Raw genomic sequence first — 17,325 nt, 5'->3', positions numbered from 1 at the left:
GCCCTCGCGGTCCGTACCGCTCACTCCGTCCGCAGGCCGTCCGGGCGCATCATGCGCAGCAGCGGGGGCAGGCTCAGCAGCGTCACCACGAGGACCACGCCCGCGCCCATGCCGGTCATCCGCAGCACGCTCGGCCAGTCCACGCCGACCGGTGTCGAGGTCATCTTCAGCAGCACCGTGCCCAGGGCGATGCCCACCACCGAGGCCAGCAGCAGCCCCAGGCCGATCGGGATCGACGTCTGCCACAGCACCGACAGGCTCAGCGTGCGGCGCCGGGTGCCGAAGGCGATCAGGGCCGACAGCAGCTTGCGGCGTTCCCGCAGCTGCTCCAGCTGGGAGACCAGCAGACTCGCCCCGATCAGCGCCAGTACGGCGGCGGCGCCGACGAACAGGCCCGTACGGATGGACTCGTAGCGGTCGGAACGCTCGACGGAGTTCCACACCATCGGATGGGCCAGCGGGTCGACCGCGGCCGCCGTGTTGCGTATGTACTCGTCGGCGTACGGCACCGAGTCGTCGACCGACAGGTACAGCTGGCCGGTGACCGCGTCCGCCATGTCCGCGGGCACCGCGGCCGGGGTCATGAGGAAGCCGCCGCGCCTGGTCCCGGTCGGGTCCTCGATGGAGTCGGCCCGCTTCAGCCCCTCGGGGAGGGTCCAGACGGCGTCCTCGCTGCCGCCGGTGCCGACGGACTTCTCCAGGTACAGCTTCTGGCCCGGCCTGCTCAGCGACGGGGTGTCGGTGTCGTACTCGCCGCCCCGGACCGCGAACACGTCGCCGTCCGCGCACGAGGGAAGCTTCGCCACCTCGCGCAGGGTCGCGCAGTCACCGATGGTCAACTGGGCGGTGCGCTGCGGATCCTTGTTCCAGGGCCGGTCGCCGAAGTACCCCTCGGACAGCGGGTAGACCTTGCGGACGCCCTTGGTCTCCTCGAACTTCTTGGTGGCCGCGGCGAGTTCGGAGCCCTCCGGCACCCGTACCTGCATCTGCGCCAGTGACATGTCATAGCCGGTCTCCTTGGTGTAGTCGCCCTCCACCCCGGCGAACAGCATCTGCAGCGCGATCGCGCCGGCCACGGCCACCGCGATGCCGTTGACCATGCGGGCCGCCGCACCGCTGCTCAACTGGAGTCGGCGCACCGCCAGTTGCCAGGAGACGCTGCCCGAGCCGAGCCGGGCGACGACCGTCTCCACGATCCACGGGAGCAGCGCGGTGACCCCGACGAGCAGACAGATGACACCGCCGGTGACCAGGTACTGGTTGAACTCCCCGTTCTCCCGGCCCTGGCCGAGCATGGGCAGCAGCATGCCGATCCCGGCCAGCGGCAGCAGCAGCCGCCACCACAGCCGGCGGCGGGCGGGCCGCGCCGTGCGCACCACGCCCAGCGGTTCGATGACCACCCCGCGCAGCGCCAGCAGCGTCACCAGCACCGCGGCCCCCGGAACCGCCACCGCGACCAGCAGCGCCAGCAGCGGGGAGGGGTTCAGATAGCTCGGGAAGACACTGATGCGGAACACCTCGACGGACGCCGCGAACTCGCGCCCCGCCAGGAAGAACCCGGCGCCGAACACCAGCCCGAGCAGCGCCCCGGCGAGCGCCTCGCCCGCGGCGATCCGCCGGGTCATGCCGCCGTCGGAGCCGACCAGCCGCAGCGCGGCCAGCCTGCGGTCGCGCCGCTCGCCGCCGAACCGTACGGCCGCGGCGATGAACACGGCGACCGGCATCAGCAGCACCACGAAGACGACCAGGACCAGCAGCATGAGGACCGGGTCCATCTCCTCCTCCACCGGGTTGGGGTCCCCGAAGGAGTCGATACGCCCCACCAGCCCGTCGCCGGCCCGCCCCGCGAGGCCCTCGGCGCCCGCGTAGTAGGCGAGCTCCTGGGAGCCGATCAGCCCCTGCTCGCCGATCGTCCCCACGATGTCGTACGGCAGCCGCTCCCGCAGCAGCCCGCCGTCGTCCGAGTCGAGGAACTCCTTCAGCGCGGGGGAGACCACCATGTCGCCCGGCGCCGGGAACTTCCGCAGCCCTGGTGGCAGCGGGGCCTTGTCGCCCTCCGGCTCCAGCAGCCGGCCGCGGATGTCGCGGTCGCCGAACCGCGTGTCGGTGTCCGCGGTCACCAGGGTGTCCTCGGCGCGCTCGATCTGCTCACCGAAGGTGTAGTTGAGCCGCGCCTCCTCCCGCCGGTGCCGCTCCGCCAGCGCGCCGGGCAGGGCGGTGGTGAGCAGCAGCAGCGCCACCCCCAGCCCGACGCCGACGGCGGTGAGCAGCGCCCGGATCCACCCCTCGCGTCCGCCGGCGAAGGCGAACCGGGTTCCCATGGCCAGATCGCGGGCCCACTGTCTGGCGGCACTCATACGACGCGCTCCATGTCCCGGGACTTCCCGTCGCGGACGACGACCTCGCGGTCGGAGTACGCGGCCACCCGCGCCTCGTGCGTGACGAGGACGACGGCGGCGTTGGTGGACCGGGCGGCGTCGGTGAGCAGCTCCATCACCCGCTCGCCGTTGAGGGAGTCCAGCGCGCCGGTCGGCTCGTCGGCGAACAGCACCCGGGGGCCGGTGACCAGCGACCGTGCCACGGCGACCCGCTGCCCCTGACCGCCGGACACCTCGCCGGGCCGCTTCTTGCGGACGTCGTCCACCTCGAGGCGTTCCATCCAGGTCAGCGCGGCCCGCTCGGCCTCCTTGCGGGGCGTGCCGTTCAGCCGCAGCGGCAGGGCGACGTTCTCCACGCAGGTGAGCTCCGGGACGAGCTGCCCGAACTGGAAGACGAAGCCGAACTCCGAGCGCCTGAGCGCACTGCGCTCGGCGTCGCTCATGGCGGTCAGCTCACGGCCGTCGTACGTGATCGACCCGGAGTCGGGGGTGACGATGCCGGCGAGGCAGTGCAGCAGCGTCGACTTGCCCGACCCGGAGGGTCCCATCACGGCGACGACCTCGCCGGGGTGGATGGAGAAGGCGGCACCGTCGAGCGCGGTGGTGGGGCCGTAGACCTTGCGCAGGTCCTGGGCGGTGAGCAGGGAGCCGGGGGGAACGGACGTGGTCATCGGGTCACCGCCGCACGGAGCTTGTCGAGACGCGCCGCGGTCAGCTCCAGCCAGCGCAGATCGGCCTCGAGGTGGAACAGGGCGTGGTCGCAGATGAGCTGGTCGGCGAGATCGCCCTTGCGCTTGCGGTCGGTGAGGATCCGCATGCCGCGCAGATGCTCCGAGCGCTGGGTGTCGAGGATGTCGGCGGCGTTCCGGCTGGTGAGCAGGGCGAGGACGACCTTGGTGTAGAGCGTCGACTGGAGGTACGGCTCCGGTTTCTCCGGCGTGGCGAGCCAGCGCTCGACATCGGTGATGCCGGCCTCGGTGATCGCGTACCGCTTCCGCTCGGGGCCGCCGCCGGCCTCGATGCCGTCGACTTCGACGAGCCCGTTCTTCAGCAGCCGGGACATCGTCGAGTAGACCTGGCCGTAGTGCAGCGGCCGGTCGTGACCGAACTTCTCGTCGAAGGCCCGCTTCAGGTCGTAACCGTGACGCGGACCGGACTCCAGGAGCCCCAGGAGGGTGTGACCGATGGACATGCGGAGCACTCTACACACGGTGTATACGTGGTGTGTATACGCGGAGTGTGTAGCTGGTGCCGGGGCGTACGGAGGCGCAGGTGGGGGCCGATTGTCACGGTTCTGCTACCGGTCGGCCCGTCCGGCGGTCGAGGACGGGGCCGTTCAGGCCGACGGGGGTCTGGGGGCGGAGCCCCCGGGCGGCCGACCACGACGAGGCAGCGGCCCCGCCTCACCGGGCAACCGCCCCGCCTCCGCGAGAGCGCGCCGCAACAGGAACTCGATCTGCGCGTTGGCCGAACGCAGCTCGTCGTTCGCCCAACGCGCCAGCGCCTCGTACACCGACGGGTCCAGCCGCAGCAGCACCTGCTTGCGCTGCGGCCGGCCCTGGGGGGCCGGGCCCCCGGACGGAGTCGTCACTGGTAGAGCGTCCCGGTGTTGAGGACCGGCTGCGCGGAGCGGTCACCGCACAGCACCACCATCAGGTTGGACACCATCGCCGCCTTCCGTTCGGGGTCCAGCTCCACGATGTCCTGCTCGGCGATCCGGGCGAGCGCCGACTCGACCATACCCACGGCGCCCTCCACGATCTGCTGCCGCGCCGCCACGACGGCGCCCGCCTGCTGCCGCTGGAGCATCGCCGAGGCGATCTCGGGAGCGTACGCGAGGTGGGTGAACCGGGACTCGATGATCTGCACCCCGGCCGCCTCCACGCGCGCGTGCAGTTCGACGGCGAGCTTCTCGGTGATCTCCTCGGCGTTGCCGCGCAGCGAGAGGCCGTCCTCGTCGTGGGCGTCGTAGGGGTACTCGATGGCGATGTGCCGCACGGCCGCCTCGGTCTGGGTGGAGACGAACTCGACGTAGTCGTCCACCTCGAAGGTGGCCTGGGCGGTGTCCTCGACCCGCCACACCACGACCGCGGCCAGTTCGATCGGGTTGCCGTAGGCGTCGTTCACCTTCAGGACGGCGGTCTCGTGGTTGCGTACCCGCGTCGATATCTTCCGGCGCGAGGTGAGGGGGTTCACCCAGCGCAGTCCGTCCTGGCGGATCGTGCCCCGGTAGCGGCCGAAGAGCTGCACCACCCGCGCCTCGCCGGGCGCCACCATGTTCAGCCCGCACATCGCGAGGAACGCGGCTATGGCGACCAGGACGCCGCCGATGATCAGTGCGGCCTTGGCGCCGGTCCCGGTGACCGCCGTGGCGGTGATGATCAGTCCGGTGCCGAGCAGCAGGCCGACGAGGCCGAGCAGCAGGGCCAGCCCGCCGCCGATGCTGTGCGCCGCGAACTCCCGCACGCGCGGGGCCGGCATCTCGGGCACATCGGCCGTGACCTGCGTGTCGTGTGTGGACATGGGTGTTCCCCCGTTTCTCCGGGCGCCGCCGAGCGGCTAGCGCCTGTCTAGCTAAGTGATATCAGATTACCTGATCCCGACAACCATGGACCTCGTTCGTACGTCGGTTCCATGGGAGCGGGTGCTGATTGTCACGCCCGTAAAGGCCGGATCGGCGGCTCTTTGTCATAGCTCCCGGTGTTAGCTTTCTGAGCTGACCCGAGCGGCGAACTGGTGTGGCTGCAGAGCACACACGAACGAAGCGGAGCGGAACGGACGCATGGGACGAGCGGAAGAAAGACGCGCACGACAGCGCGGTGGGCGCCGTGCGGCACCCAAGGGCCGCCGTTCGTCGGATGCGACCGGACGCGGCGGCATACGCCGCCTCTTCACCTGGAAGAAGATCCTCGGCACGTTCTTCGGCCTCTGCCTGCTCGGCATGGGCGCCTTCATCGTGCTGTACATGGTGATCGACATCCCCGAGGGGAACGCCGACGCCGAGCTGCAGGGCAACGTCTACGAGTACAGCGACGGCTCGATCATGGCCCGCCGGGGCTACAACCGCGAGATCGTCGACCTCGCCAAGGTGCCCAAGGACGTCCAGCGCACCTTCGTCGCCGCCGAGAACAAGTCCTTCTACAAGGACTCCGGCGTCGACCTCAAGGGCACCGCGCGCGGTCTGCTCAACACGGTCTCCGGCAAGGGCGCGCAGGGCGGTTCGACGATCACCCAGCAGTACGTCAAGAACTACTACCTGACGCAGGAACAGACGGTCACCCGCAAGCTGAAGGAACTGGTCATCTCCCTGAAGCTGGACCGGGAGAAGTCCAAGGACTACATCCTCGCCGGCTACATCAACACCAGCTACTACGGCCGCGGCGCCTACGGGATCCAGGCCGCCGCGCAGGCCTACTACCGCGTCGACGCCGAGGACCTCACCGTCGAGCAGGGCGCGTACCTCGCCGCGCTGCTCCAGGCGCCGAACCAGTACGACTGGGCGATCGCCAGTGACACCGGCAAGAAGCTCGTCCAGGAGCGCTGGAACTACGTCCTGGACAACATGGTCGGGCAGGACTGGCTGGACAAGGCCGACCGCCAGGGCATGAAGTTCCCGGTCCCCGAGGAGCCCAAGGCCGCCCCCGGTCTCGAGGGCCAGACGGGATACCTCGTCGAGGCGGCCAACACCGCGGTCAAGGAGCAGCTCGTCGCCCAGGGCACCGCCGAGGACATGAAGCAGGCCGACGCCATGCTGGACCTCGGCGGCTACACCGTCACGCTGAACATCGACAAGAAGAAGCAGAAGGCGCTGGAGGAGGCGGTCAAGACCGAGCTCACCAGCAAGCTCGACCCCGACAAGCGCGACGTCGACGCCGACGTCCAGGCCGGCGCCGCCTCCGTCGACCCGAAGACCGGCGCGGTCCTGGCGATGTACGGCGGCGTGGACTACGTGAAGCACTACCGGAACAACGCCACCCGCGACGACTACCAGGCCGCCTCCACCTTCAAGCCGGTGATCCTCGCCGCGGCCGTGGACCAGGACGCCGAGACCCAGGACGGCGTGCCGATCACGGCGAACACGATCTACGACGGCACGAGCGAGCGCCCCGTGATGGACGGTGGCAAGAAGGTCGGCTTCGCGCCGCCCAACGAGGACGACCAGAACTACGACGACATCACCGTCCAGGAGGCGATGAACAAGTCCGTCAACTCGGTCTTCGCGCAGATGGGCATCGACGTCGGCATGACCGAGGTGGTCGAGACCGCGGGTGAACTCGGCATGGAGACCGAGGGCATGCCCCCCGTGCCCGCGCAGACCCTGGGCAGTATGGGCGCGAGCCCGCTGGAGATGGCCGGCGTCTACGCCACCCTCGCCAACCACGGCAAGAAGGTCACCCCGGTGATCGTGAAGTCGGTCGAGCACAAGGACCGCGCGGTCGAGTTCCCCGACCCGATCGGTGAGCAGGTCATCAGCCGCGAGGCCGCCGACACGGTGACCTCCGTGCTCACCGGAGTGGTCGACGACGGTACGGCCCGGGTGTCCGTGAAGGAGAACCCGCTGCGCGACGGCCAGGTGGTCGCCGGCAAGACGGGTACGTCCGACAACAACAAGTCGGCCTGGTTCACCGGCTTCACCCCCGAACTGGTCACCTCCGTCGGCCTGTTCGGCGAGGACGCGAAGAGCGGCGCGCAGGTGCCGATGTACGAGGCGGCCGGTGTCGACTACCGCGTCAACGGCGGTGGCCCCCCGGCGGAGATCTGGGCCGCGTACACCTTCGGCGTCATGGACGAGGTCACCGAGTTCGACCTGGACACCAAGCAGGGCAACGCGGTGAAGAAGCCGAGCAGTTCGCCGTCGGTCTCGCAGTCGCCGTCCGAGACGCCGAGCGACGAGCCGACGAGCGAGGAACCGACCACCGAGGCGCCGCCGGAGACCTCCGCGCCGCCGAGCTCCGCGCCGCCGAGCAGCCAGCCGCCGACGTCGGAGCCGCCGACGGACCCGACCACCTCCACATCGCCGACGTTCGAGCTCCCGGGGGGCCCGGAGGACCCGGGGGACGACGAGGAGCAGTAGACGGAAGACACGAGGGGCGCCCGGTGACCACACCGGGCGCCCCTCGTCACGTCGTACGACGCCTCAGCCGTGGTTCAGTTCGAACCACACCACCTTGCCCGTGCTCAGCCGGGTCGCGCCCCAGCGCCGGGCCAGCCGGTTCACCAGGTACAGCCCGCGCCCGCCCTCGTCGGTGGCCCGTGCCTGCCGCAGCCGCGGCAGCTGGGGCACGTCGTCACCGACCTCGCAGCGCAGCACGTCGGTGCGCAGCAGCCGCAGGGTGACCGGCCGCGTGGCATAGCGCACGGCGTTGGTCACCACCTCGCTGACCAGCAGCTCCACCGAGTCGCTCAGCTCCTCCATGCCCCAGCGGGACAGCGCCCGCCGGGCGAGGCGGCGGGCCCGGCCGGGGGCCGCGTCCTCCGGCTCCAGGAACCAGTACGCCACGTCGCTCGGCGCGATCCCGTCGAAACGGGCGGCGAGCAGCGCGATGTCGTCGTCCCGGTCGCCCGGACCGAGCATGTCGAGCACCTCGTCGCAGAGCGCCTCAAGGGGCGGCGGATGATCGGGCCCGGTGAGCTGCGCGGTCGCGGCGAGCTTCTCCCGCAGCTGCTCGATACCGGTCCACACGTCCCGCAGCCGGGACTCCACCAGACCGTCGGTGTACAGCAGCAGGGTCGCCCCGGCGGGCGCGTCCAGTTCGACCGCCTCGAAGTCCACCCCGCCCACACCGATCGGGGCGCCCGCGGGCACCCGCAGCACCTCGGCGCGTCCGCCCAGCTCCAGCAGGACGGGCGGCGGATGGCCGGCGTTGGCGATGGTGATGCGGTGCGCCACCGGGTCGTACACCGCGTACAGGCAGGTCGCCATGCGGTCCACGCCGAGCCGCTGCGCCTGCTCGTCGAGGTGGTGCAGCACCTCCTGCGGGGGCAGGTCGAGCCCGGCGAGGGTCTGCGCGGTGGTGCGGAGCTGGCCCATGATCGCCGCCGAGGTCATGGAGTGGCCCATGACGTCACCGACGACCAGCGCGACCCGGCTGCCGGGCAGCGGGATGGCGTCGTACCAGTCGCCGCCGACCCGCGCCGTCTCCGCGGCCGGCAGATACCGCGAGGCGAGCCGTACGCCGGTGCAGCGCGGCAGGTTCTCCGGCAGCATCGTGCGCTGCAGCTCGTCGGCGATGTACGCCTCCCGCCCGTACAGCACCGCCTTGTCGATGCCGAGGGCGCTGTGCGTGGCGAGCTGCGCGGCGACCAGCAGGTCGTCGGCCTCGAACGGGATGCGCTCCGGGCGGCGCAGGAACAGCGCCGCGCCGATCACCCGCCGCCGGCCGCGCAGCGGCGCGAGGATCGCCCGCTGCCCGTCCGGTACGGCCGACGCGCCCTCCTCGCCGAGGAGTTCGGGCAGCGCGGCGCGGGCCGCGAGCGCGTCCGTGAAGACCGGCCGTACGCCGCGCAGCACCTCGGCGAGCGCGCTGCCGGGCCGTACGGTGCACAGCTCCGCGCCGACCGAGTCCAGCTCGGACGGCTCCGGTGGGGCGATCGGGGTGAACCCGCCCTCGGTGTCCCGCTCGGCCGGGATCCGGTCGGTGCGGCGCAGCCGCAGCACCAGCGGGCCGGTGGGCCGCTCGTCGCCGACCGGCAGGGGATCGCGCAGATAGACCAGGATCGCGTCGGAGAAGGTGGGCACGGTGGCCCGGCACAGCCCCATCACGATCTCGTCCAGGTCGATGCCGCGCGCGATCCGCCGGGTCGCGGCACCGACGAACCGCAGCCGGTCCCCGTCCCTGCGCATCGGCGTGGGCCGTCCGGGCTGCGTCTGCTGCCCGGTACGGCGCTCCGTGCCGTCGGGACCCCGGACCGGCCGGCCGTGGTCCGCGGCCGGCTGTACCGGGATGCCCTCGGGTGCGGGGCGCGGCCGGTGCGTGTCCGGCTCGGCGCCCTGCCCGGCACCCGGCTGGGAGTGCTCGGAGCCGGACCCGGCAGCCGGGTCCTGGCCGGTGCCGTCCGGCGTCACCGTGTCCGGGGACGCGGCCCCGGACGCGGGAGGCTCACCGCCGGAGCGGCTCTGTACGGGTAAGGCGGCCCCCGTGTCCGGCACACGCGCCGGTTGCGGGGTACGCAGGAGCGCCCCGCGGGGATCCGCGGGGTCGGCGCCCGGCTGCGGGCGTTCGAAGGAGGTCGGCTGCTCCGTCACGCGTGTCGAGTCCATCCGTCCGGCGCACGCCGTGCGCGCGGTTCGTCCCGCCGAAACTCCGATACCCGGAATACGTGCCCCCGGAACGGAATTCCCGCGTGGTCAGAGGTTGTGCCTGTGCCGTTGGCCGGCCGTTCCCGGCCGGCACCGGTGTTTCCGTACCCCTCGCTCACGTCCTGCCGCCCCTCGGTGACGATCGGTCAAGCCTGGTGCGCGTTCCGGTGTTTGCTGCCCCGCGCCCTTGCGGAGGACGATCCTACGTTTCCCGCCCGGGGGCGCAGCAAGGGTCTCACGAGGACAGATGCGCGGGAGTGCGGTCCCAGTCCTGTGGCAGTGACGGTACCGTCCACGACGGATCGGGGCGCCAGTTCTCCCACCCGTCCGCGAACGGCGGTCCCCAGGCATCGATCGCCGCCACGGCGGCCCGCCCGGCTTCCCGCACCCTCCCGGCCAGCGCGGAGTCCACCAGACCGTCCCGCCGGGCCTGCGCGAACTCGTCCTCGTCCAGCCAGCGCCAGGTGCGGTCCGGGTGCACGGAGATGTCCAGGAAGTGATCCTCGGAGTCCACCCCGCCCGCCCAGCGGGCCAGCGGTTCCTCCAGGTTCACGTACCAGTTCTTGAACCGCCAGCCCGGTTCCCAGAACAGCCACACCGACCAGGGCTCGCCGGGCCGGGCCAGCTTCAGCACCCCGGTGCCGAGCCAGCGGCCCCGCCCCACCGTGCGCGGCTTGGTGTACCGGGTGCCGAGGGGCTCCCGGTGCACGGGCGTGCCGTCGGCGAGCACCGGCTTCACGCACTCGGTACCGGGCGCCATCCACACCGCGAGCAGCTCCGGGTCGTCGTGTACGACCGTGACGGGGCGCGCGATGTGGATGCGCGCGCCGCCGTTCTCCCGGTACCGCCACAGGACCTGTGTCCCGGGCGCCCAGTGTCCGGCCGTCCCGCCCGCTTCCTCGCGCATCGTCGCTCCGCCCTCCGCCATGGCCGGATATGAGGTGCCATGGGCATACGACGCCGCGGCCCCCGTCATGGTTCGCGCTCCCCGGCGCGGCGTTCTCACGGCTTCGTCATCCGCAGGACGTCCAGCGCCGCGTCGAGCTGCTCGACGGTGAGGTCGCCGCGCTCGACGTAACCGCCCTCCAGCACGACCTCCCGGATGGTCTTCCGCTCGGCCAGCGACTTCTTGGCGACCTTGGCGGCCTCCTCGTAGCCGATGTACCTGTTGAGCGGGGTGACCACGGACGGCGAGGACTCGGCGTACTCGCGGGCCCGTTCGCGGTTCGCGACGATGCCGTCGACCGTGCGGTCGGCGAGCAGCCGGGAGACGTTCGCGAGCAGCCGCACCGACTCCAGGACGTTCTTCGCGATGACCGGCAGCATGACGTTGAGCTCGAAGTTGCCCGAGGCGCCGGCGGCGGCGACGGTCGCGTCGTTGCCGGTGACCTGCGCGCACACCATGAGCACGGCCTCCGGGATCACCGGGTTGACCTTGCCGGGCATGATCGAGGAGCCGGGCTGGAGGTCGGGCAGGCTGATCTCCGCGAGACCGGTACGGGGGCCCGACGCCATCCACCGCAGATCGTTCGCGATCTTCGTCAGTCCGACGGCGACGGTCCGCAGCTGCCCGCTGGTCTCCACGATGCCGTCGCGGGCGCCCTGCGCCTCGAAGTGGTCGCGCGCCTCGGTCAGCGGCAGCCCGGTCGCGCGGGCGACCTCCTCGATGACGGCGGCGGAGAAGCCGGGCGGGGTGTTGATGCCGGTGCCGACGGCGGTCCCGCCCAGCGGCAGTTCGGCCAGGCGCGGCAGGGAGGCGTTCAGCCGCTCGATCCCGTACCGCACCTGGGCCGCGTACCCGCCGAACTCCTGGCCCAGCGTCACCGGCGTGGCGTCCATCAGATGGGTCCGCCCGGACTTCACCACGTCGGCGAACTCCTCGGCCTTGCGCTCCAGGGCGGTGGCGAGGTGGTCGAGCGCCGGGACCAGATCGCGGGTGACGGCGGCCGTGGCGGCGATGTGGATCGACGACGGGAAGACGTCGTTGGACGACTGCGAGGCGTTGACGTGGTCGTTGGGGTGCACGTCCCGCCCCAGCCGCTCGCCGGCGAGCGTGGCGACGACCTCGTTGGTGTTCATGTTGGAGGAGGTCCCGGACCCGGTCTGGAACACGTCGACGGGGAAGTGCTCGTCCCACCGTCCCTCGGCGACCTCGCCGGCCGCCTCCTGGATCGCCTCGGCGATGTCCTCGTCCAGCACCCCGAGCCGGGCGTTCACCTTGGCCGCGGCGCCCTTGATCCGGGCGAGGGCCTCGATGTGGGCGCGCTCCAGCCGCTGCCCGGAGACCGGGAAGTTCTCCACGGCGCGCTGGGTCTGGGCGCGCCACTTCGCGTCGGCCGGTACCTTCACCTCCCCCATGGAGTCGTGCTCGATGCGGTAGCGCCGGTCGTCGTCCGTGGTCGTCATCGTCGTACCTCCGAAGATGCACAGCAGCGGTGTCCGACGAGCGTATTCCCGTGACGGCCTCCGCCCCGCCGCAGGAGGAGTGCGGCGGGGCGGGGTACCCGTGGGGGGTGGTCTCAGTCGTTCAGCAGGGTCACGTCGTCCACGAGGAAGCCCGTCTGCAGCGAGGAGTCCTCACTTCCGGTGAACGTCAGGGTCACCGTCTGCCCCGCGTACGCCGACAGGTCGACCGAGCGCTGCGCGTAGCCGCTGCCGGCGTCGGCGTTGGACAGCGTGGCGAGCGTGGTGCCGCCGGCCTTCACCGTGAACCGGTCGTACGGCGTCGAGCCGGACTCGTCGGTGTCGATGTGCAGCCAGTAGCTCAGCGTGGCCCGGGTGCACCCGGCCGGCACGGTCACCGACTGGCTGATCGACTCGGTACGGGTGGAGCCGTACCCCGACAGCCAGGCGAACCGGGTGCCGGTGTGGGCGGACTGGCCCGAGTGGGCGCCGATGGCCCCGGTGCTCCCGGTCCACGGCGAGGTGCCGCTCTCGAACCCGCCGTTGCCGACGACGCCGGTGGTGTCGCATGTGCCGCCGGTGCCGGTGTCCACCGCCCGCTGCCAGATCGTGTACGCGATGCCGTCGGACGCGCGGTCCAGGCCGGTGGTGTTGATGTTGGTGAGGGTGTCGCAGGAGGAGTGGTAGCAGGGGTCGTACGCCCTGCTCGCCGTGCCGCCCCACTTGGCGGCCTGCGCGGAGGTCTTCCGCGCGCTGGCGCCCATCGCGTAGCCGGAGGTGGGGATGGAGTACTGCTCGAAGGAGTAGTCGTCGCTGCGCCCCGCGCCCTCGGTGTTCTCCTCGGGCTGGAGGCCCAGCGAGTCCCAGTACGCCTTCATCGGGGCGGCGGCCGAGGAGGTGATGTGGTTGATGAAGTAGCCGCCGTTGACGGAGGCGACCATGTCGAAGTTGTAGTACGCCTTGATCTTCGCGCGCTCGGTCGAGGACAGCGAACGCACGTAGAAGTCGGACCCGTTGAGGCCCTGTTCCTCGTCGGTCCACCAGGCGAAGCGGACCCGGTTGCGCATGGTGGGGTTCTGCTGGGCCAGCGTCAGGGCGTTCTCGAGGAGGGCCGCGGAGCCGGAGCCGTTGTCGTTCATGCCGGGGCCGGCCGAGACGCCGTCGAGGTGGGCGCCGAACATGTACACGTTGCCGGCGTCGCCCTGTGGCCACTCGGCGATCAGGTTGGGCCCGGCCCCGCTGGTGCAGCCGGAGGTGCACGGCTGCTCGGTGACGGTGTATCCGGCGGCCTGCAGCCTGCCCTTCACATAGGCGACGGAGTCGCGGTAACCCTGGCCGGTGGAGCGGCGGTTGCCGCCGTTCCGGCTCGCGATGGCGCTGAACTCGTCGAGATGCGCCTTGACCTTGTTCACGTCGACGTCGGGTGCGGCGAGGGTGTCCGCGGTGGGGGCGGCCGCGGCGGGGAGTGTGCCGAGGCCGAGCGTGACGGCGAGGGTGATGCCCGCGATGGCGAGTCTTCGTTTCACCTGGTCTCCTCCGGAGAGTGACATGGCATGTGCATGTCGGAGCGCCGAGAAGACTCACAGTGTTGGTTGAGCGAGTCAACGGAAGGGGCGGGTCTGGACGCCGATTGTCCGAAAGCAGCACACGGGGTCCGCTATGCGGAGAGGGTGTGTTCGCCCCCGCCACCCCTTCCCGTCCCCGTCCCCGTCCCCTGGGGGGCTGCGCTCCCGGACCCCCTTTCGGCCCTTCGGGCCTCGTCCTCAAACGCCGGACGGGCTGGAGACAGCCCCTCCGGCGTTTGAGGAGCGGGGGTCCGGGGGCGGAGCCCCCGGTTCGGGACGGGAAGGGGCGGCGGGGGCGAAAAAGCCGCCCCGGCCGCCCCCGCCGCGAAAGCGTTACGCGTTACGCGTTACGCGCTACGCCGGCCCAGGCCCCCGCACCGGAATCGACGTGAACGTCGGCTGCTGCGGCGAAGGATCCTGGAAGAAGTCATTCCCCTTGTCGTCGACGACGATGAACGCCGGGAAGTCCTCCACCTCGATCCTCCACACCGCCTCCATCCCGAGCTCCTCGTACTCGACGACCTCGACCTTCTTGATGCAGTCCTGCGCCAGCCGCGCCGCCGGCCCGCCGATGGACCCGAGATAGAACCCGCCGTGCGCGTCACACGCGTCGGTGACCTGCTTCGACCGGTTCCCCTTCGCCAGCATCACCTTCGACCCGCCCGCCGCCTGGAACTGCTCCACGTACGAGTCCATGCGCCCGGCCGTCGTGGGCCCGAACGACCCCGACGCATACCCCTCCGGCGTCTTCGCGGGCCCCGCGTAGTACACCGGGTGGTCCTTCAGGTACTGCGGCATCTCCTCACCCGCGTCCAGCCGCTCCTTGATCTTGGCGTGCGCGATGTCGCGCGCCACGACCAGCGGACCGGTCAGGGAGAGCCGGGTCTTGACCGGGTACTTGGTCAGCTCGGCGAGGATGTCGTCCATCGGCTGGTTGAGGTCGATCCTGACGACGTCGCCGTCCTGCTCCAGCTGCTCGTCCGTCGTCTCCGGCAGGAACCGCGCCGGATCCGTCTCCAGCTGCTCCAGGAACACACCCTCGGCGGTGATCTTCGCGACGGCCTGCCGGTCCGCCGAGCAGGACACCGCGATCGCGACCGGACACGACGCCCCGTGCCGCGGCAGCCGCACCACCCGCACGTCGTGGCAGAAGTACTTGCCCCCGAACTGCGCCCCGATCCCGATCCTCTGCGTCAGCTCGAAGACCTTCTCCTCCAGCTCCTTGTCCCGGAAGCCGTGCCCGAGCGCCGACCCCTCGGAGGGGATCTCGTCCAGGTAGTGCGCGGAGGCGTACTTCGCGGTCTTCAGCGCGTACTCGGCCGACGTACCGCCGACGACGATCGCCAGGTGGTACGGCGGACAGGCGGCCGTACCCAGCGAACGGATCTTCTCCTCCAGGAACTTCATCATGGAGGCCTCGTTCAGGACGGCCTTGGTCTCCTGGTACAGGAAGCTCTTGTTGGCCGACCCGCCACCCTTGGCCATGAACAGGAACTTGTACGCGCCGCCGTCCGTCGCGTACAGCTCGATCTGCGCCGGGAGGTTGGAACCGGTGTTCCTCTCCTCCCACATGGTGAGCGGGGCCATCTGCGAGTAGCGCAGGTTCAGGTTCTTGTAGGCGTCGTAGATGCCCTTGCTCAGGGCCTCCTCGTCACGCCCCGACGTCAGCACGTTCTGCCCGCGCTTGCCCATGACGATCGCCGTACCGGTGTCCTGGCACATCGGCAGCACGCCCGCCGCCGCGATGTTCGCGTTCTTCAGCAGGTCCAGCGCGACGAACTTGTCGTTGCCCGACGCCTCGGGGTCGTCGATGATGCGGCGCAGCTGCGCCAGGTGGGCGGGGCGCAGGTAGTGCTGGATGTCGTGGACGGCCTCCTCGGCGAGCTTGCGCAGCGCCTCCGGCTCCACCTTGAGGAACGTCCGTCCGTCGGCCTCGAAGGTGGAGACACCTTCGGAGGTCACCAGCCGGTAGGGGGTGGTGTCCTCTCCCATGGGGAGCAGATCGGCGTACTCGAACTCAGGCATCTCGCCCATTCCTCACTCGACAGGAAGTCTTCCGGGGCGGCTCGCCTTCGGCTCGCCCGCCGGCCGCCCGCCGACGTCGGCGGGCGCTCACCAGCGTAGGACCTGCCCTTCGTGGCGAGTCTGTGAGGTTGTCCTCAGTTGTCCCCGTCAGGGGGTAGTCGCGATCTATCGCGTTTCGGTACGCTGGCGCCGTGGACCTTCAGAAGCACGCCCAGCAGCCGGACACGGCACCGCGGACGGCCGAGCTGCGCGCCTCCGACGCCGACCGGGACCGTACCGTCGACCTCCTGCGCGAGGCCCTCGCCGAGGGCCGCCTCACCGCCGACGAGCACGCGGAGCGCGTCGAGGGCGTGCTGGCCGCCAAGACGGTCGGGGAGCTGGAGGTGTTCGTCCAGGACCTGCCGATAGCCCACCAGCGGCACGCGGTGCACGCCTCCGCCCCCAGTCGCCCCACCACCGGCGCGATCCCGATGGACCCCGATGACAACGTGGTCGCGGTGTTCAGCGCCGCCGCCCGCAAGGGCCGCTGGCGCACCGGCCGTCGTATCCACGCGTACGCGATCTTCGGGAGCGTGGAGATCGACCTCAGCGAGGCGCTGTTCGACCACCAGCAGGTCATGATCAAGGCCTTCTCCGTCTTCGGCAGCGTCGAGATCTACGTCCCGGAGAACGTGTCGCTGCGCGGCATGGGCGGCGGCGTGCTCGGCGCCTTCGAGGTGGACACGCTCGACGCGACCGACGACGAGGCCCCGGTGGTCTACATCGACGGCTGGGCGGTGCTGGGCAGCGTCGAGGCGCGCCCCAAGCGCGGCAAGCTCGTGGCGGACATCCTCGACCGGGTGCAGCGCAAGGTCGACAGGAGCATGCGCAGGCACCTGGGCCACTGACGGGCTGTCGCGCGGTTCGGAACTCAGTGCATAGGCGCGCGCACATCGGGTAAGCCTTGCTGCATCGTGTCTCGCTTGCGAAGCCGTCGTCAGGAGTAGACCGTGCTGCAACCGCCGCATTCGTCCCTGCAGATAGCCGCTGTCCCGGCCCAGCGAGCGGCAGCGCGGGACAGGGACCAGGACGCCCCCTGGCACACCGAGGCGGTGTGCCGGCGCGACGAGGCGGGGCTGTTCTTCGCACCCTCGAAGGAACCCACCGCCGCCCGGCTCTCCCGCGAGGAGGCGGCCAAGCGCGTCTGCGCCCGCTGCCCGGTGATGGTCGAGTGCCGCGAGCACGCCCTGCTCCAGCCCGAGCCCTACGGCGTCTGGGGCGGCCTCACCGCCGCCGAACGCCGAGTGGTCCTGGCCCGCCGCAGGCGCCGCGAGATGGAACTGAAGAAGAACACCCGCCCGGGCCGCATCGCGGCAGCGGGCTGAAACGCACGTAAGCAAAAGGGGCGCCCCCTCCGCACAGGGGGCGCCCCTTCGGCGCCGGGGAACTCGCTCACCTCTCAGCGCCGGGGGACCGGTCCCACTTCAGGGCGCGGGGCTGTGACATGTGCGGCTCCGCCGCGTGGGCGCTCCCTCCGCACGGGGGCGCTTTTTCACGCGGGGTGGGGCAGTCCATCCAGGGGCGCGGGGCTGTGACATGTGCGGCTCCGCCGCGTGGGCGCTCCCTCCGCACGGGGGCGCTTTTTCACGCGGGGTGGGGCAGTCCATCCAGGGGC

13 protein-coding genes are annotated in these 17,325 nt (G+C 71.1%); 3 read left to right on the top strand and 10 right to left on the bottom strand.

Annotated elements, in window-relative coordinates; translation table 11 throughout:
- Positions 1-20 precede the first annotated feature (20 nt).
- From ACIA6T_RS25720 to ACIA6T_RS25700, 5 genes are all read right to left on the bottom strand, one after another.
- Entirely contained in the window at positions 21-2,357 is a 2,337-nt protein-coding gene (locus tag ACIA6T_RS25720) for an ABC transporter permease (protein ID WP_399448830.1), read from the bottom strand.
- Positions 2,354-3,049 (bottom strand): ABC transporter ATP-binding protein, encoded by a 696-nt coding sequence (locus tag ACIA6T_RS25715; protein WP_399448829.1) that lies wholly within the window; start codon positions 3,047-3,049, stop codon positions 2,354-2,356. The genes ACIA6T_RS25720 and ACIA6T_RS25715 overlap by 4 nt, the downstream gene beginning before the upstream one ends.
- On the bottom strand, positions 3,046-3,570 hold the full coding sequence (locus ACIA6T_RS25710) for a PadR family transcriptional regulator (protein ID WP_399448828.1): 525 nt from the start codon (positions 3,568-3,570) through the stop codon (positions 3,046-3,048). Before ACIA6T_RS25710 ends, ACIA6T_RS25715 begins: the two co-directional genes overlap by 4 nt.
- 144 nt (positions 3,571-3,714) lie before the next feature.
- Entirely contained in the window at positions 3,715-3,969 is a 255-nt protein-coding gene (locus ACIA6T_RS25705; protein ID WP_073932240.1) for a hypothetical protein, read from the bottom strand.
- Positions 3,966-4,901, bottom strand: a complete 936-nt coding sequence (locus ACIA6T_RS25700) for an SPFH domain-containing protein (RefSeq protein WP_399448827.1) — start codon at positions 4,899-4,901, stop codon at positions 3,966-3,968. Before ACIA6T_RS25700 ends, ACIA6T_RS25705 begins: the two co-directional genes overlap by 4 nt.
- A gap of 259 nt (positions 4,902-5,160) precedes the next feature.
- Here ACIA6T_RS25700 and ACIA6T_RS25695 point away from each other — a divergent pair, with 259 nt between their 5' ends.
- The gene (locus ACIA6T_RS25695) at positions 5,161-7,452 is read left to right on the top strand and encodes a transglycosylase domain-containing protein (RefSeq protein WP_399448826.1); all 2,292 of its coding nucleotides are present in this window, start codon (positions 5,161-5,163) and stop codon (positions 7,450-7,452) included.
- 63 nt (positions 7,453-7,515) lie between these two features.
- Here the strand turns inward: ACIA6T_RS25695 and ACIA6T_RS25690 are convergent, their stop codons facing one another.
- The 5 genes from ACIA6T_RS25690 to ACIA6T_RS25670 all read right to left on the bottom strand — a co-directional run bounded on the left by ACIA6T_RS25690 (position 7,516) and on the right by ACIA6T_RS25670 (position 15,680).
- Positions 7,516-9,639 (bottom strand): SpoIIE family protein phosphatase, encoded by a 2,124-nt coding sequence (locus ACIA6T_RS25690; RefSeq protein ID WP_399448825.1) that lies wholly within the window; start codon positions 9,637-9,639, stop codon positions 7,516-7,518.
- A gap of 274 nt (positions 9,640-9,913) precedes the next feature.
- Positions 9,914-10,606, bottom strand: coding sequence for a DUF402 domain-containing protein (locus tag ACIA6T_RS25685; protein ID WP_399448824.1), 693 nt, complete (start codon positions 10,604-10,606; stop codon positions 9,914-9,916).
- Between the two features lie 74 nt (positions 10,607-10,680).
- Entirely contained in the window at positions 10,681-12,084 is a 1,404-nt protein-coding gene (locus tag ACIA6T_RS25680; protein ID WP_399448823.1) for a class II fumarate hydratase, read from the bottom strand.
- A 113-nt stretch (positions 12,085-12,197) separates the two neighbouring features.
- On the bottom strand, positions 12,198-13,631 hold the full coding sequence (locus tag ACIA6T_RS25675; protein ID WP_399448822.1) for a M20/M25/M40 family metallo-hydrolase: 1,434 nt from the start codon (positions 13,629-13,631) through the stop codon (positions 12,198-12,200).
- A 369-nt stretch (positions 13,632-14,000) separates the two neighbouring features.
- Positions 14,001-15,680: a fumarate hydratase gene (locus ACIA6T_RS25670; protein WP_399448821.1), complete on the bottom strand. Its 1,680-nt coding sequence runs from the start codon at positions 15,678-15,680 to the stop codon at positions 14,001-14,003.
- Positions 15,681-15,862: 182 nt separating this feature from the next.
- On the opposite strand from ACIA6T_RS25670, the gene ACIA6T_RS25665 reads away from it, so the two are divergent.
- Together ACIA6T_RS25665 and ACIA6T_RS25660 are read left to right on the top strand one after the other, a co-directional pair.
- Entirely contained in the window at positions 15,863-16,558 is a 696-nt protein-coding gene (locus ACIA6T_RS25665) for a DUF1707 domain-containing protein (RefSeq protein ID WP_399448820.1), read from the top strand.
- 102 nt (positions 16,559-16,660) lie between these two features.
- Positions 16,661-17,035: a WhiB family transcriptional regulator gene (locus ACIA6T_RS25660; protein ID WP_085575372.1), complete on the top strand. Its 375-nt coding sequence runs from the start codon at positions 16,661-16,663 to the stop codon at positions 17,033-17,035.
- Positions 17,036-17,325 lie beyond the last annotated feature (290 nt).

It is taken from the genome of Streptomyces sp. NPDC051740 (assembly GCF_044453165.1).
Classification (GTDB): domain Bacteria; phylum Actinomycetota; class Actinomycetes; order Streptomycetales; family Streptomycetaceae; genus Streptomyces; species Streptomyces atrovirens.
This window is presented reverse-complemented; position numbering and strand designations above follow the sequence as displayed.

What these genes read in the sequence shown, in the direction of transcription:
- ACIA6T_RS25690 (WP_399448825.1), bottom strand. Translation starts at nt 9,639, where the DNA reads ATGGACTCGACACGCGTGACGGAGCAGCCGACCTCCTTCGAACGCCCG.
- ACIA6T_RS25680 (WP_399448823.1), bottom strand. Translation starts at nt 12,084, where the DNA reads ATGACGACCACGGACGACGACCGGCGCTACCGCATCGAGCACGACTCC.
- ACIA6T_RS25695 (WP_399448826.1), top strand. Translation starts at nt 5,161, where the DNA reads ATGGGACGAGCGGAAGAAAGACGCGCACGACAGCGCGGTGGGCGCCGT.
- ACIA6T_RS25675 (WP_399448822.1), bottom strand. Translation starts at nt 13,631, where the DNA reads ATGTCACTCTCCGGAGGAGACCAGGTGAAACGAAGACTCGCCATCGCG.
- ACIA6T_RS25700 (WP_399448827.1), bottom strand. Translation starts at nt 4,901, where the DNA reads ATGTCCACACACGACACGCAGGTCACGGCCGATGTGCCCGAGATGCCG.
- ACIA6T_RS25685 (WP_399448824.1), bottom strand. Translation starts at nt 10,606, where the DNA reads ATGGCGGAGGGCGGAGCGACGATGCGCGAGGAAGCGGGCGGGACGGCC.
- ACIA6T_RS25720 (WP_399448830.1), bottom strand. Translation starts at nt 2,357, where the DNA reads ATGAGTGCCGCCAGACAGTGGGCCCGCGATCTGGCCATGGGAACCCGG.
- ACIA6T_RS25710 (WP_399448828.1), bottom strand. Translation starts at nt 3,570, where the DNA reads ATGTCCATCGGTCACACCCTCCTGGGGCTCCTGGAGTCCGGTCCGCGT.
- ACIA6T_RS25715 (WP_399448829.1), bottom strand. Translation starts at nt 3,049, where the DNA reads ATGACCACGTCCGTTCCCCCCGGCTCCCTGCTCACCGCCCAGGACCTG.
- ACIA6T_RS25670 (WP_399448821.1), bottom strand. Translation starts at nt 15,680, where the DNA reads ATGGGCGAGATGCCTGAGTTCGAGTACGCCGATCTGCTCCCCATGGGA.